16 protein-coding genes are annotated in these 13,828 nt (G+C 70.2%); 10 read left to right on the forward strand and 6 right to left on the reverse strand.

Features of this window, described 5'->3' with window-relative positions:
* Window positions 1–156: 156 nt before the first annotated feature.
* On the forward strand, window positions 157–1,452 hold the full coding sequence (locus ACFPZ3_RS35695) for a hypothetical protein (protein WP_379518727.1): 1,296 nt from the start codon (window positions 157–159) through the stop codon (window positions 1,450–1,452).
* 81 nt (window positions 1,453–1,533) lie between these two features.
* Entirely contained in the window at window positions 1,534–3,114 is a 1,581-nt protein-coding gene (locus ACFPZ3_RS35700; RefSeq protein WP_379518728.1) for a Na+/H+ antiporter, read from the forward strand.
* On the opposite strand, the gene ACFPZ3_RS35705 is transcribed toward ACFPZ3_RS35700, so the two are convergent.
* On the reverse strand, window positions 3,111–3,368 hold the full coding sequence (locus ACFPZ3_RS35705; RefSeq protein ID WP_379518729.1) for a UBP-type zinc finger domain-containing protein: 258 nt from the start codon (window positions 3,366–3,368) through the stop codon (window positions 3,111–3,113). The two genes, ACFPZ3_RS35700 and ACFPZ3_RS35705, sit on opposite strands and share 4 nt — an antisense overlap.
* Window positions 3,369–3,556: 188 nt before the next feature.
* Between ACFPZ3_RS35705 and ACFPZ3_RS35710 the strand changes: the two genes are divergently transcribed.
* A complete protein-coding gene (locus ACFPZ3_RS35710) occupies window positions 3,557–4,162 on the forward strand; it encodes a GntR family transcriptional regulator (protein ID WP_379518730.1) in 606 nt (201 codons plus the stop codon).
* A 215-nt stretch (window positions 4,163–4,377) separates the two neighbouring features.
* Window positions 4,378–4,812 (forward strand): hypothetical protein, encoded by a 435-nt coding sequence (locus ACFPZ3_RS35715; RefSeq protein WP_379518731.1) that lies wholly within the window; start codon window positions 4,378–4,380, stop codon window positions 4,810–4,812.
* Window positions 4,813–4,870: 58 nt separating this feature from the next.
* Here ACFPZ3_RS35715 and ACFPZ3_RS35720 read toward each other — a convergent pair whose 3' ends face one another.
* The 5 genes from ACFPZ3_RS35720 to ACFPZ3_RS35740 form a co-directional block, all read right to left on the reverse strand.
* Window positions 4,871–5,689, reverse strand: a complete 819-nt coding sequence (locus tag ACFPZ3_RS35720; protein WP_379518732.1) for an NAD(P)H-binding protein — start codon at window positions 5,687–5,689, stop codon at window positions 4,871–4,873.
* A gap of 50 nt (window positions 5,690–5,739) precedes the next feature.
* Window positions 5,740–7,872: a transglycosylase domain-containing protein gene (locus ACFPZ3_RS35725; RefSeq protein ID WP_379518733.1), complete on the reverse strand. Its 2,133-nt coding sequence runs from the start codon at window positions 7,870–7,872 to the stop codon at window positions 5,740–5,742.
* Window positions 7,872–8,774: a class A beta-lactamase gene (bla, locus tag ACFPZ3_RS35730; RefSeq protein WP_379518734.1), complete on the reverse strand. Its 903-nt coding sequence runs from the start codon at window positions 8,772–8,774 to the stop codon at window positions 7,872–7,874. Before bla ends, ACFPZ3_RS35725 begins: the two co-directional genes overlap by 1 nt.
* Before the next feature lie 113 nt (window positions 8,775–8,887).
* Window positions 8,888–10,069, reverse strand: coding sequence for an MFS transporter (locus ACFPZ3_RS35735; protein ID WP_379518735.1), 1,182 nt, complete (start codon window positions 10,067–10,069; stop codon window positions 8,888–8,890).
* On the reverse strand, window positions 10,062–10,640 hold the full coding sequence (locus ACFPZ3_RS35740) for a helix-turn-helix domain-containing protein (RefSeq protein ID WP_379518736.1): 579 nt from the start codon (window positions 10,638–10,640) through the stop codon (window positions 10,062–10,064). Before ACFPZ3_RS35740 ends, ACFPZ3_RS35735 begins: the two co-directional genes overlap by 8 nt.
* A gap of 113 nt (window positions 10,641–10,753) precedes the next feature.
* On the opposite strand from ACFPZ3_RS35740, the gene ACFPZ3_RS35745 reads away from it, so the two are divergent.
* The 6 genes from ACFPZ3_RS35745 (at window position 10,754) to ACFPZ3_RS35770 (ending at window position 13,823) form a co-directional block, all read left to right on the forward strand.
* A complete protein-coding gene (locus tag ACFPZ3_RS35745) occupies window positions 10,754–11,722 on the forward strand; it encodes an alpha/beta fold hydrolase (RefSeq protein WP_379518737.1) in 969 nt (322 codons plus the stop codon).
* 74 nt (window positions 11,723–11,796) lie between these two features.
* Entirely contained in the window at window positions 11,797–12,186 is a 390-nt protein-coding gene (locus ACFPZ3_RS35750) for a hypothetical protein (RefSeq protein ID WP_379518738.1), read from the forward strand.
* A gap of 50 nt (window positions 12,187–12,236) precedes the next feature.
* Window positions 12,237–12,569: a YidH family protein gene (locus ACFPZ3_RS35755; RefSeq protein ID WP_379518739.1), complete on the forward strand. Its 333-nt coding sequence runs from the start codon at window positions 12,237–12,239 to the stop codon at window positions 12,567–12,569.
* A complete protein-coding gene (locus tag ACFPZ3_RS35760) occupies window positions 12,566–12,901 on the forward strand; it encodes a DUF202 domain-containing protein (protein WP_379518740.1) in 336 nt (111 codons plus the stop codon). The genes ACFPZ3_RS35755 and ACFPZ3_RS35760 overlap by 4 nt, the downstream gene beginning before the upstream one ends.
* 79 nt (window positions 12,902–12,980) lie before the next feature.
* Window positions 12,981–13,262 (forward strand): hypothetical protein, encoded by a 282-nt coding sequence (locus ACFPZ3_RS35765; RefSeq protein WP_379518741.1) that lies wholly within the window; start codon window positions 12,981–12,983, stop codon window positions 13,260–13,262.
* A 318-nt stretch (window positions 13,263–13,580) separates the two neighbouring features.
* On the forward strand, window positions 13,581–13,823 hold the full coding sequence (locus ACFPZ3_RS35770) for a hypothetical protein (RefSeq protein WP_379518742.1): 243 nt from the start codon (window positions 13,581–13,583) through the stop codon (window positions 13,821–13,823).
* Window positions 13,824–13,828: the final 5 nt, after the last annotated feature.

Genomic DNA, 13,828 nt, shown 5'->3' on the forward strand with positions numbered 1-13,828 from the left:
CCGCTGGGTTGCGTGGCACACTGGGCGATCGGAACTCCAACTGGTCCTCACCGGGTGTGACCAGAGGGGTTCTGGGCGTAGATGGGAAGGCCGGTTCCCTAGGGTTTTCCGGGGTTGAGTGGACGAATAAAGGCTGGTTAAAGCAGTATGTCTGCCATGTCGGAAGTTGTCCCGTTGCCGTCGTTCGGCGAAGTCTTCTTCGATGCACGAGGTCAGGAGCGGTGCCTCCGGGTCACGTGGCATGAGGGCACGCTGGTCCTCAGCCTGTGGCGCGGTGAGATGTGCACAGCGAGCTTCCGCATGCCGATGGAGGACGTCGGCCGGCTGCTCGACACCCTTGACGAGGGGTTCGCGGAGGCCACGGGCGAGCAGCCCGCCGTGCCTGCGGACGACCCGGGCACCGAGGTCATTCCCGGCACCGGCCAGTACCACCGGCCGGCCCCGCCGCAGCAGCCCCCGCTGGACGACCGGCCCACGGCCGCGTTGTCGCCCAATGACGTCCTCGTGGCCAGGGGCACCCCGGCCCATCAGGACAAGCTGGTGGCCTCCTACGGGGAGACCACGGCCCCCAGGGACGCCAACCCCGCGTACGGAGAGCGAGCCCCCTTCACCGGCCCGCAGTACGTGGAGACGACGGGCCCCCAGCCGAAGTACACGGGCGACCCCCTGAGCGGCCCCCAGTACACCGGCGACCCCTTCAGCGGCCCTCAGTACGCCTCCGACCCGCTCAGCGGCCCTCACTACATCCAGCCCCCGCAGCCCCCCGAGCCGTTCACCGGCCCCCAGTACGTCGAAAGCGAATCCGGCTACCAGCTTCCCGCCGACCAGCGCCGCCAGGCGCCGCTGAGCACCGACCCGCTGGGTTTCCCTTCGCAGGCCGCCGGCCCGTACCAGCAGGCCCCGCAGCCCTCCGGCCAGTACCCGTCCGACCCGTACGGCGGCCGCCGCCAAGAGGCCTATCCCGCCCAAGAGCCCTACCAGGCGCAAGAGCCTTACCAGGGGCAGGAGTCCTACCAGGGGCAAGAGGCTTACCAGGCTCAGGATTCCTACCAAGCCCAGGACGCCTACCAAGCCCCGGACACCTACCAGGCCCAGAGCGCCTACCAAGCCCAGGACACCTACCAGGCCCAGCCCCAGGCCGCCCAGGCGCCGGAGAGCACGGCGGGCCTGGGCACGCCCATGCACGGCATCCCGGGAGCGGGCAGGCCCCGGACGGCCCCCCAGCGACGGCAGCCGCAGCCGGTCCAGGACGAGTACGGGGCCTATCAGCAGCAGCAGCCCGGCAACCCGGTGGACCCGCTGCTGGCCCTCGGCCGGCAGGAGCAGTACCAGCAGCAGCCCGACCCGAACGAGCCGCGCCCGTACAACGGGGACCCCATGTTCTCCACGGGCGAGCGCCTGCGCCCCGAGCAGCCCGACTACCACGAAAGAAGCGACCGCAGGGAGTGGTGACGGCCGCCCTCGGCAGGCCGGGTACGCTCACCGCGGGACGATCGATCCTGACGGGATCGGGCTGGCGCGGGAGGAGCGCGGGTGAATCCGACGATGGGCCTGCAACTGCTGCTGGTGGCCGCTGGGGCCATCGGCGTGGCGGCCGTCGCCAGGCGCAAGGGCTGGCCGGCCCCGCTGCTGCTGGTGGCCGCGGGACTGCTGGTCTCGCCGCTGGTGCCCGCGGTGCCGCTGGAGCCGGAGCTGGTCCTGTACGTGTTCCTGCCGCCGCTGCTCTACTCCGCCGCGCTCGACAGCTCCTACCTGCGCCTGCGTGACGTCAAGCGGGCCGTGGGCCTGCTGTCGGTCGGGCTGGTGCTGTTCACCACGGCGGTCGTCGGGCTGGTCGTGCACCTGCTGCTGCCGGAGCTGCCGCTGGCGCTGGCGTTCGCGCTGGGCGCCATCATCGCCCCGCCCGACGCGGTGGCCGCGGTCGCGGTCGGGCGGCGGCTGGGGCTGCCGCGCACGTCGCTGACGATCCTCATCGGGGAGAGCCTGTTCAACGACGCCACGGCGCTCACCCTCTACCGCGTGGCGATCGGGGCGGCGGTGGGCGGGGCGGTCAGCCTGTGGCAGGGGCTGGGCGAGTTCCTGCTGGCCGCGGTGGGCGGGGTGGCGATCGGGCTGGCGCTGGCGTTCGTGTTCGCCTGGTTGTTCGAGCGCACCCGCGACTCGCTGGTCGAGAACACGCTGATGTTGCTGATCCCGTTCGCGGCCTACCTGGCGGCGGAGTCGGTGCACGCCTCCGGCGTGATCGCGGTCGTGATCGTCGGCCTCTACCTGGGCAACCGCATGCACCTGCGCGGGTTCGGGACCCGGCTGGTCTCCGACTCGGTGTGGAAGGTCACCGACTTCTTCCTCGAAGCGGTGGTGTTCGCGCTGATCGGGCTGCAGCTCGTGACCGTGGTCGAGGGCATCGCCGGCTACAGCCCATGGGCGGTCGCGGGTTACGCGGCGGCGGTGCTGTTCGTGACGATCGTGGCCAGGTTCGTGTGGGTGTTCGCGGCCACGTACCTGATCAAGATGCTGGGCAGGGGCGACAGGCGGCCGACGGTGCCGCAGACGGTGATTCTCGGCTGGGCGGGCATGCGGGGCGTGGTGTCGCTGGCGGCGGCGTTCGCGATCCCGCCGGACGTGCCGGCGCGGGACCGGGCGATGTTGTTGTTCCTGACGTTCACCACCGTGATCGGCACGCTGCTCATCCAGGGCACCACGTTCCCCGCCCTGATCAGGCGGCTGCGCGTGACGAGCGAGCAGGAGCAGTACGAAGACCGCCTGGCCGAGGCGGCGGCCCAGCAGGCCGCGCTGGAGGCGGGGCTGGCGGAGCTGGAGCGGCTGGTCGGCGAGCAGGAGGGCGAGCCCGACGAGATCCAGAAGCAGGTCATCGACCAGCTCAGGGAGAAGTCGTGGCGGCGCTCGCTGACCGCGTGGGAACGCCTGGGCGGCGGCACCGGGCAGGGCGGCGACGAGACACCCAGCGTCCTCTACCGCCGCCTGCGCCGCGACATGTTGCAGGCCGAGCGCCAGGTGTTCGTCCGGATGCGCGACGAGCGCCGCCTGGACGACGAGGTGCTCAGGGAGGTGATGGCGCAACTCGACTTCGAGGAGGCCATCCTGGAGCGTTAGCCCATCTGGCTGTCCACGAAGCACCACCGCCAGTTCTCGCCGCGCTCGTAGGACTGTATGACCGGGTGGCCGGTGCCGTGGAAGTGGGCGGTGGCGTGCTTGGCCGGCGAGGAGTCGCAGCACCCGATGTGGCCGCACTCCAGGCAGCGGCGCAGGTGCACCCACCGCCCGCCCACGGCCAGGCACTCCTCGCAGCCCTCCGGGGTCTTCGCCGCCGGATCGTCCGCCTTCGAAAGATGCTCGCAGTTCGCCATACGAGAATCCTATTTCGGCCGCCGCCCGCGTCGCCCGCCGGGCACCGCGTGAGCCTCCGCCGTATCGGCCGACCGCGGCCTCCCGGCTGTCCGGCGGACACCGGCATCGGTCCGGAGCCAGGGGCAGCCTCTTTGACGGCGTGGGCTAAAGTGCCCACGCTGTCGGATGTCGAGGAGGCAAGGCCCGGATGGACCCGAAGAGGCCGAGTGAAGTCGCGCAGGAGACCGAAGACGCTGGGTCGCGGGCTCCTCGGGTGCTGGTGCGGCGGGCGTTGCCGACGGAACCCGCCGTAAGAGGGTCCGAGTCGCTGTTTCTGGCCGAGGCCGAACAACAAGGGCTCAAGGCCGGTCGCCGGATGCTCTACGTCGGCCTGGAACCGGCCGGTGCGCAGGTGGCGGCCTGCCTGGGCGTCGGAGCGGGGGCGGAGGTGGTGGCGCGGCGCAAGATGATGACGGCGAACGAGGTGCCCGTACGCATCGCGACGAGCTACTTCCGCGCCGACCTGTTCGGCGGCACCCGGCTGGCCGAGCCCGGGTTCGTCCAGCCGTCGCTCCAGTCGGCGCTGATCGCCCTCGGGCACACGTTCGGCCACGCGGAGGAGAACCTGACCGCCCGGCCGCCGACCGCCTTCGAGCGGGAGACGCTGGAGTTGGAGCCTGGTGAGTGGATCGTCCAGATCCTCCGGGTCAGTTACTCCACCGAGGGCACGCCCGTTCACGTGCTCGAGACCATCTGCGCCGCCGGCCGGCACGTCTTCTCCATCAGGCAGGTCGCCGGGCACGACGAGTTCTGAGCGGTAGGAGAGAACCCCACCGCGTGAGGCCAGCGGGCCTCTCGACGCGCAGGGGCACTTCTCACTCATGGGTTGTCAGAACCCTACTCAGGAAGAAAGAACCCTCACCTCTGAGCAGGCATCGTGTTCTACGTCTCACTTAACAGGAAGCTGTCACGTTTCGATCTTCTGTCCCGTCAGATGGAGATCGAACCGACTGTTACAGGAGAGGCACGATGAAGTCCACGTTGACCGCCGTGGCGGCAGCGGCCTGCTGCGCCACGCTCGCCCTGCCGGCCGTCCCCGCGTCCGCCGCGGCCTCGAAGCACATCGACGTTTCCTGCTCCACCACGTACGGGGGGACCCGTTACACCGGGACGGTGCGGGTCTACTACACGGGCACCATGGGGTCGGGCAAGGGGACCGTCACCTCCATGCAGTACAAGGTGTCCAACAAGACCTTCAGGACGCACAACAACGTCTCGTTCGATCACTACTGGGACATCTCCCACACTCCCACGACCAACCAGGACAACGGGGTGGGTGATGGCATCTGGCACGGGTTCCGGCAGAAGAACTACGGCTACATCGACACGAAGTTCCTGTGGGTGAAGTTCACCTTCGACCTGGAGGGGACCGATCCCAGTTGCAAGAACTCCATCTCTCCGTGATGGACGGCGGCTTACCGGCGGGGACAGGGGATCCGTCCCCGCCGGTCGTCGACGATGGTCAGCGGAAGTCGCCGGCGTGGTCCCGCGCCCATTCCGCGAAGGTCTGCGCGGGCCGTCCGGTGAGCTCCTCGACGATGACGGAGGTCTCGGGCACGGCTTCGGCGCCCGCCGACCACGCGTGCATGATCGCCTCCACTCCCATCGCGGGCATGGTTCTGCCCAGGTCGGCCCGCGCCTGTTCGGGTGTGACCACCTCGATCGGGATCTGCCTGCCGACGGCCGTGCCGATGTGCCCGACCTGCTCGCGCAGGGTGAGCGCCTGCGGCCCGTACACGGTGTACGCCTGCCGCCCGTGCCCGCGCTCGGTCAGCGCCGTCACCGCGAGCGCGGCCATGTCGCGCTCGCTGACGGGAGCGCTCAGCGCCTCCGGGTACGGCAGCCGCACGGCCTCGCCGTCCTTGATGGCCCGCGTCCACCACCACCGGGTGTTGGTCGCGAACATCCCCGGCCGGATGAAGGTCCAGGACAGCCCGGACTCCTCCAGGGCCGACTCCACGGCCCGATGCTCGCGCGCGATCGGGTTGCGGTCCGCGCCGGGCATCACGACCGCCGCGGACGACAACAACACCACGTGCCGCACCCCGGCGGTACGGGCAGCCGCCACGAACGCGTCGATGCCGGCGGATTTGGCGTAGAGGAAGACCTGTGACGCGCCCTCCAGCGCGGCGGGCAACGTTTCCGGCACGTCCAGATCCGCCGCCACGTGGGAGGCGTCCGGCGTCCTGCTCGTCAGCCGGACCGGCGTGCCGGCAGCGGTCAGACCCGCGGCGACATGGCGGCCGACGTTTCCCCGGGCACCGAAGACAACCGTGACCATGATGGGTTCCTCCTCATCGATCGATTGAACTCCGATCATGTCAACAAGGTCTACTCCAGGGTGTCCTCGGGGCTGAGGGTAACCTCCGGTGCCGACTCCTTCTCCTTCTTCTCCGGCCGGCAGTTCTCGGCGCAGCCCTCGAAGCGGTCCTCGTCGATCGTGGTGAACGCCGTCGGCTCCACCTTCCGCAACGCGGACGCCATCGTGTCCTTCCAGATCGGGCCGGGGATGCTGGCCCCCTGGACCGCCCCGTAGTACCGCCCGCCGACCGTCACCCCGGTGAGCTTGTGCTTCTGGGAGCCACGCGGGTCGCCCAGGCTGACGGCGGCGGCCAGGTCGGGGGTGAAGCCGGCGAACCAGGCCGAGGCGTAGTCGTCCGTGGTGCCCGTCTTGCCTGCCGCGTCCCGGTCAAGGCCGCCCACTCCGCGCATCGTGCCCTCGGTGAAGACGCCCGACAGGACCTCCGCTGTGGCGTCGGCGATGGCGGGCTCCAGAGCTTGGCGGCATTTGGGGCGGTAGCGGGTGCTCTTGCCGCTTCGGTCCGTGATCTTGGTGATGGCCATGGGCGCGCAGTACGTGCCGTGGGCGGCGATTCCCGCGTAGGCGGCGGCCACCGTGATCGGGTCCGTCTCGTTGATGCCGAGCGTGAACGTCTCGTACTCCTGCAGCTTGTTCCCGTCCGCGCGCCGGATGCCCAGCGACTTGGCCGTCTTGACCGTGTCGCAGAGGCCGACCCGCTGCTCCAGTTCCATGAAGAACGTGTTCACCGAGTCCCAGGTGCCGGTGCGCAGCGTCTTCCAGCCGGGGGAGCCCTCGTCGTTGGTGACGGTGTGCGACGGGTCGCCGATGTTGTCGCCCTGGCAGTTCTTGAACGTCGCGTACGACGGGGCCCGGTAGCCGGCGCCGGCGCTGAGGCCGTCGTCCAGCTTCATGCCCTCCTTCAGCGCCGTGATCAGGGTGAACGTCTTGAACGTGGAGCCGGGCTGGAAGCCGACGCCGCCCCCGTGTGCCCCGTCCGCGACCACGTTGTAGGAGATCTCGTTCTTGGCCGCGTTCCTTCCGTACCGTCTGCTGGCGGCCATCGCCTTGATCGCCCCGGTGCCCGGCTGGACCAGGGCCTCGGAGGCGACCGGCTGGTCCGAGGGGTTGACGTACCTCTTGATGGCCTTGTCGGCGGCGGCCTGCATGGACGGGTCGAGCGTGGTCGTGATCGTCAGGCCGCCGCGGTTGAGCATCGCCAGCCTGGCCTTGGCCGTGCGGCCGAAGTCCGGGTTGCTGAGGATCTCGTGGCGGACGTACAAGCAGAAATACGGATATTTGCTGGATTCGCAGCCGCCCGGTAGCTGAGTGCCCTTGTAGCCGAGCTTGGCGGACTTCGCCTTCGCGGCCTCAGCCGCGGTGACCTTGCCCAGCTCCGCCATGCGGTCCAGGACGACGTTGCGCCGCTTGAGCAGGCGTTCGCGCTGCGCGCGGCCCAGGTTGGGGTCCGTGGCGTTCGGGTCCTGGACGGCGCCGGCCAGCGTGGCGGCCTGCGCCAGGGTCAGGCCGGCCGCCGGTACGCCGAAGAAACGCTTCGCCGCCGCCTCCACCCCGTACGCGCTCGCGCCGAAATAGGCGATGTTCAGATATTTCTCGAGAATCTGGTCCTTGGTGTACTTCTCCTCGATCCCCATCGCGTACCGCAACTCGTTGAGCTTGCGCGTGTAGCTCGCCTCCAGGGCCGCCCGCCGCTCCTCGTCCGTGCCCGCCGAGTTGAGCAGCACCTGCTTGACGTACTGCTGCGTGATGCTCGACCCGCCCTGGGCCACCCGGCCGGACTGCAGGTTCGTGGCGAACGCGCGCAGCGTGCCCTCGATGTCGATCGCCCCGTGCTCGTAGAAGCGGAAGTCCTCGATCGCCACGATGGCCGTCCGCATCGTCTTGGCGATCTCGTCGAGGCCCACGACCTCGCGGTACTCCTCGTAGAAGCGGGCGATCTCGCCGCCTTCCGCGTCTCTCACGATCGTGACCTCGGCCGGCGGCGGCTCGGTGAGGTCGGCGGGCTTGAGGTTCACCTCACTGGCCGCGGTCATGAACCCCACCCCGGCGCCCCCGACGGCCGGGATCACGATCGCGGCCACCAGCAAACCCGCAGCCGCCCCCGCGCCCGCCAGACGTACGATCTTCCTCCCCCGACGTGACATCAGAGCCTGCCGAGCCCGCGCGCCAGGATCGTGGCGGTCTGGGCGATCACCTTGTCGTCCGCGGGGGGCGTCGCGCCGGTGCGGTTGGTGTACACGGCCAGGATGATCGGGGCGCCCGACTTCCCGGACGGCCAGGCGATGGCGATGTCGTTGCCCGCCCCGATGTCCCCGTTCGTGCCGGTCTTGTCGCCGATCTTCCACGTCTTGGGCAGGCCGGCCCTGATGCGCGCGTCACCGGTCGTGGTGGCGATCAGCCAGCCGTTCAGCCGCTCCCGGTCCTTGGCGCCGAGCGCGCGGCCGGAGGTGAGCAGGCGCAGGTCGCGGGCGATGGCGGCGGGCGTGGTGGTGTCGCGCCTGTCCTTGGCGGTCCAGTCGTTGAGCTCGGTCTCCCAGCGGTCCAGGCGGGAGACGGGGTCCTTGAGGGAGCGGAAGTACCTGGTCAGCCCGGCCGGCCCGCCGATCTGCTTGAGCACCATGTTGCCCGCGGTGTTGTCGCTCTGGGTGATGGCCGCCTCGCACAGCTTGGCGACCGTCAGGCCGTCCTTGACATGCTTCTCGGTGGTCGGCGAGTTCGGCTTGACCTCGGCGGCCGTCCACTTGACGAGCTTGTCCATCAGGCCGGGCTCGGAGGTGCGGGCCTTGTGCAACGCCGCCCCGCAGGCCATCGCCTTGAACGTGGACAACAACGGGAAACGCTCACCCGACCGGTACGCCACGGTCTTGCCGGTCCCCGTGTCGATCGCGTACGCGCCGATGCGCCCCTGGAAGGACGCCTCCAGAGCGCGCAACTCCTTCTTGACCTGAGCCTCGCCCGTCAACGCCGCTTCAGCGGGGGCGGCGGTCAGGGTGCCCCCCGCCAGAAGGGAGATCGCCAGCCCGGCCCAAGCGCGGTGGTGTCGCATGCCATGTCCTTGTCCTCGGTACGTCAGAGGGCAGGAGCAAAGCAGATGTGATCAGCTGATGTCTAATAGCGATATCGCGAAAGGTTCCATATCGGTTTCAGAATGACCGCAGGTCAGCGACGGGTACGCGCGAGCACCAGCAGCCCCGCGGTCACGAGCCCGGCGGCATGCAGGCACAAGGTCGGCACGACGCCGACCCGGTCGCCGAGCACCCCCGCCACCACCATCCCCAGCAGCGCCGTGGCGGCGTGAGCGCTCCCGAGCACCCCGAACACCGCGCCCCGGCGGTCGTCGGCCGTGACGGTCTGCGCCACCGTGGTGAACCCCGCCATCGAGGCGGCCGCCGGCACCCCGGCCACGGCGATCAGCACGAGCGCGGGCCACAGCGCCGGCAACGCCAGCGGGTACACGAACAACGCCAGATCCACCAGCCCGAAGACGACCGTCCCCCATCCCAGCAGCGCCCGCGGCGAAACGTTCCCCGGGTACGCGGCCACGGCCAGCCCTCCGGCGATCCCGCCGACGGCCTGCACCGACAGGAACAGCCCGTACGCCTCACCCCGGCCGCCCAGCACGTCCGCCACGAACGGCGCCGCCAGCGTCGCGAAGATCCCCTCGCCCAGCCCGGTGATCATCATGTACGCCACCAGCAGTCCGGCCCCTCCCAGCCCGGCGAACCACCGCCTCGGAGCAGCCGCCACGGGGACCTGACGGGCAGGCGTCCGCAGGCTCGCCAGCAGGAGCGCCGAGACCAGGAAGCTGGCCACGTCGATCCACACGACGGCCGCCAGTCCGCCGGCGCCCACCGCGACCCCGCCGGCCATGGCCCCCAGCAGCCGGGCGACCTGGCCGCTCTGACCGTGCAGCGCGTTGGCCCGTACGAGCTGGGACTCCGTCACGAGCTGGGGGACAAGCGCCTTCTGGGCGGGGAAGAGCACCGTGCTGAGCACGCCCGTCCACAGGGCGACCGCGTACACGATCCACACCTGGGCCGGCTCCCGTACCAGCAGCAGGGGCAGCAGCCCGAGCGCGAGCAGCAGATCCGTGACCACCAGCAACCGGCGGCGGTCCCAGCGGTCGGCCAGCACCCCGGCCACCGGGCCGAGCACGACGTCGGGCAGCCGCGAGACCAGCAGCATGATCGCGGTGGACAGCGTGGAGCCGGTGAGCTGGTAGACGTGGAAGGCCAATCCGGTGCCGATCGCCCAGTCGCCGGTCTGGGAGATCAGCCCGGACGCCAGTAACCGCCGGAAGTCCCGGTTCCCCCCGACCAGGGCCCGCACCGCCTCAGTCACCGGAGGCCGTCGGAGGCAGCGGGATGAGCATCTGCGCCAGCAGCACCGGGCGCGCGTCCGCGGGCCGCGTCGCGGGGGCGGAGACGCGGGCCATCAGCGGTTCCAGCAGGGCCGCCATGGCCTCGCTCATGGCCTTGATCTCGTCAGGGGTGGCGTAGAGGTAGATGTTCCCGACGGGGTCCAGCGCCCGCCAGGGATCGGGCTCGTCCTGGCGTCGCCGCTGCCATTCGACGAGTTGCGCCAGCGCCCGCTCGGCGATGACCTGCTCCAGCAGGCCCCGCGCGGCCGTGGCGTCGGCCCCGGGCTCGTCGGCCCACTCCTGGAGGGCTTCGGTCACCTTCCACGGCCGTTCCCGCTCGTCCCGCGCCTCGGCCTGCTCGACGAAGCCGTACTTGGCCAGTTGCCGCAGATGGTAGGAGGCCAGCGCCTGGCTGATGCCGACCTCCCTGGCGGCGTCCGCGGCGGTCGTGGCCCCTGCCCGCAGCAACAACTCGTGCAACGCCAGCCGCACCGGATGGGCGAACGCCCGCATCGCGGCCGGATCGTCGAGTACGCGCCTTCCCAAAGACATGCTTGGAATCTTCGATCGCGAGAAAACGGATGTCAAGGGTTTCTTTGGAATGTGGTTTGCCGGAACGGCAACACGATTCGCGTTCCAGTGAGCCCTCGCCGCATAGTTCCTCCATGTCGGAACGCATCACGCATCGCCTGGTCGAGGTCCCCGGAGGCCGGATCCACGTGGCCGAACAGGGCGCCGGGCCCCTGGTTCTGCTGGTGCACGGCTTCCCGGAATCGTGGTATTCCTGGCGCCGCCAGCTCCCCGCCCTGGCCGCGGCGGGGTTCCGGGCGGCAGCCATCGACGTGCGCGGCTACGGCCGCTCGTCCAGGCCGCCTCGCGTGGCGGACTACCGCCTGCTGGCCCACGTCGCCGACAACGTCGCGGTCGTCCGGGCGCTGGGCGAGAGCACGGCCGTGGTGGTCGGCCACGACTGGGGCTCCCCGATCGCCGCCGCCACGGCACTGATCAGGCCCGACCTCTTCCGGGCGGTGGGCCTGTTGAGCGTCCCGTACGCCCCGCGCGGCCCCCACCGCCCCACCGACGGCTTCGCCGCGATGGGCGGGGACGAGGAGTTCTACGTCAGCTACTTCCAGGCTCCCGGCCGCGCGGAGGCCGAGATCGAGCCCGACGTACGCGGCTGGCTGGCCGGTTTCTACGCCTCCCTGTCGGCCGACACGATGGGGGAGAGCGCGGGGGAGAGCGTCTCCTTCGTGCCCAGGGGCGGCAGGCTGCGCGACCGTTTCCCCAAGGGCGTCCTGCCGTCCTGGCTCACCGAGGCCGACCTGGAGGTGTACGCGGGCGAGTTCGAGCGGACCGGTCTGACGGGCGCGCTCAACCGCTACCGCAACGTGGACCGCGACTGGGAGGACCTCGCCGCCTGGGACGGCGCGACGATCACGCAGCCCGCCCTGTTCGCGGGCGGGTCGCTCGACCCGAGCACGACCTGGATGGCCGGCGCCATCGAGGCGTTCCCCCGGACGCTGCCCAACCTGACGGCCGCCCACATCCTTGACGATTGCGGACACTGGATCCAGCAGGAACGCGCGGACGAGGTCAACCGGCTGTTGACGGACTGGCTGCGGTCGCTCGGCTGAGCCGGGTCGTCGTCTTGCCAAGGCGCGGCCGTTCGATCACGGCACGTGGCGGAACCCTTGGGTAGGGTCGGGTCATGCCTCACTCCAAGAGACGGTTCGTGCCCCTGGCCCTCTTCGCCTCGTGTGTCCTCGCCGCCGGTTGCAGCGAGGTCAATGGCACCATTGACAAGGCCCAGGCGTGCCTGGAGGCCCCGAAGATCGTCGCCGAGCTCGGCGCCGAGGTCAGCAAGCTCACCAACGACCCCCAGGCCATGGACAAGGCGCTGGACGACGCCGCGGCCAAGCTCAACGGCGTGGCGGACAAGGCGGCCAACACCACCATCAAGGAGGCCTCCGACGATCTGGCCACCACGCTGAGCGGCATCTCGGTCACCAACGTCAACGACGCCGTCGACGCGGCGCAGAAGGTCACCGCCGACGGGGCCGCCTACGTGGAAAAGGTCGCCAAGGCGTGTAGCGGCTAGGGATATCCCGGCTTCTCTAGGGGAAATGGGTACGAATTAGCGTTTTGTCCATGGAACCCGACCCGCGCTTCACCTTGGCCAACGAACGTACCTTCCTCACCTGGTTGAGCACGGCCCTGGCGCTCAGCGCGGGCGGGGTGGCGATCGCGGCGGTGCCGGCCGACGTGTTCGTGCCGTGGATCCGCACGGCACTGGCCGTCGCGCTCGTCGTCCTCTCCGCGCTGGCGGCGGGCATGGCCTACCCGCGCTGGCGCAACATCCAGCGCGCGCTGCGTCAGCAGGCGCCGCTCCCGCCGCCCGCGCTCGCGGCCGTCTTCGGCTACGGCGTCGCGGCCGTGGCCGTGGTCGCCCTCGTCCTGATCATCCTGTCGGCGGGAAGGTGAAGGGCGGAGAGGAGATCTGGGACCGGGGGCTGCAGAGCGAGCGCACGCGGCTGGCCTGGGTGCGCATGGCCGTGGCGCTGTCCACCGGCGGGCTCGGCGCGGCCGGGGTGTCCTTCCGGCACGGTCTGCCCGCGCTCGCGATCGCCGGGTTCGCGGTGTCCGCGCTCTGCGGCGGAGTGTTGCTGATCAGGACGAGGGTGCGCTTCCGGCGGGTGCAGGCGGCGCTGCACGCCGGCCGGCCCCTGGATGACGGGCTGGACGCCGTTTTCGCCTGGCTGGGCACGCTGAGTGTGGTCGCCGGCGCTCTGACCTTTGTGTTCACCGTTCGATGACCCCGGTTGCGGGAATCTGAGCAGAAGGCGGAGACTCGAAACAGGGGGGGTGACCTCATTGGAGGAAGAACACAGGAAAGTGCCTTTCGAGTGCCGGGGTTGCTGGCATGTCTGGGAGGAGGAGTACGTCGTCAGGCACATCGAGGACGCGCACGGTAACGCGGGTGAGATCTGGCTGCGCGCCGGGCTGCCCGTCCCGCCGCCGTCGCCGGGCGCCATCTGCCCGCACTGCGGCTCTCAGCAGGCCACCACGTTCCCGGACGGCTACCTGGCACGCCATCCGGAGCTGATCCCGCCGGCCCAGCCCGTCGCTCCGGATGCGACGCCGCTGCTCAGTCCGGTACGCAAACCGCTTTACTGACTCTCTAACCTGACAGTCGGTAAGCATTCAGTAGCGGTCAGTGTCAGAAGGTCCATCTTGTAGGAAGAACGGACTCAGGCGGACACTCGGGACGACACGGCGATCAGCAGCCGGGGGGTCCCAGTGCCAGACGGATTCGACACCTGTGAGACATGGCCTTTCCAATGCCTTCGTTGCCTGCACGTCTGGGAAGAGGAGTTCGTCGTCAGACACCTCTCCGACGCCTACGGCAACGGGGTCGAGATCTGGCTCAGTTCGGGGGTGCGCGTGCCGCCGCCCTGGTCGGGCATCAGTTGCCCGGGCTGTGGGGCGTACCACGTGACCTGGTTCCCCTCCGGGTACCTGACCCGCCACCCCGAGCTGCTGCCCGGCCCCGAGCCCGAGATCGAGCCCGCGCCGGAACCGGTGCTCGTGCCGGCACCCGCGCCGAGCAGGGCGCCCGCCCGTGAGCGGGCGCACCTGCCCGGCCGGCTGCTGGTCGCGCTGGGCGTGCCGCTGGCCCTCTTCGTCGGCTACGAGCTGTACGCGAGTCTCGTGGCCGTGACCCGCCCGCAGCCATAGGGACT

This window comes from Nonomuraea insulae, from assembly GCF_042656245.1.

Coding starts and splice junctions, on each gene's coding strand:
- ACFPZ3_RS35695 (WP_379518727.1), top strand. CDS start 157: ATGTCGGAAGTTGTCCCGTTGCCGTCGTTCGGCGAAGTCTTCTTCGAT.
- ACFPZ3_RS35705 (WP_379518729.1), bottom strand. CDS start 3,368: ATGGCGAACTGCGAGCATCTTTCGAAGGCGGACGATCCGGCGGCGAAG.
- ACFPZ3_RS35710 (WP_379518730.1), top strand. CDS start 3,557: ATGGACCCGAAGAGGCCGAGTGAAGTCGCGCAGGAGACCGAAGACGCT.
- ACFPZ3_RS35715 (WP_379518731.1), top strand. CDS start 4,378: ATGAAGTCCACGTTGACCGCCGTGGCGGCAGCGGCCTGCTGCGCCACG.
- ACFPZ3_RS35720 (WP_379518732.1), bottom strand. CDS start 5,689: ATGGTCACGGTTGTCTTCGGTGCCCGGGGAAACGTCGGCCGCCATGTC.
- ACFPZ3_RS35725 (WP_379518733.1), bottom strand. CDS start 7,872: ATGTCACGTCGGGGGAGGAAGATCGTACGTCTGGCGGGCGCGGGGGCG.
- bla (WP_379518734.1), bottom strand. CDS start 8,774: ATGCGACACCACCGCGCTTGGGCCGGGCTGGCGATCTCCCTTCTGGCG.
- ACFPZ3_RS35740 (WP_379518736.1), bottom strand. CDS start 10,640: ATGTCTTTGGGAAGGCGCGTACTCGACGATCCGGCCGCGATGCGGGCG.
- ACFPZ3_RS35745 (WP_379518737.1), top strand. CDS start 10,754: ATGTCGGAACGCATCACGCATCGCCTGGTCGAGGTCCCCGGAGGCCGG.
- ACFPZ3_RS35750 (WP_379518738.1), top strand. CDS start 11,797: ATGCCTCACTCCAAGAGACGGTTCGTGCCCCTGGCCCTCTTCGCCTCG.
- ACFPZ3_RS35755 (WP_379518739.1), top strand. CDS start 12,237: ATGGAACCCGACCCGCGCTTCACCTTGGCCAACGAACGTACCTTCCTC.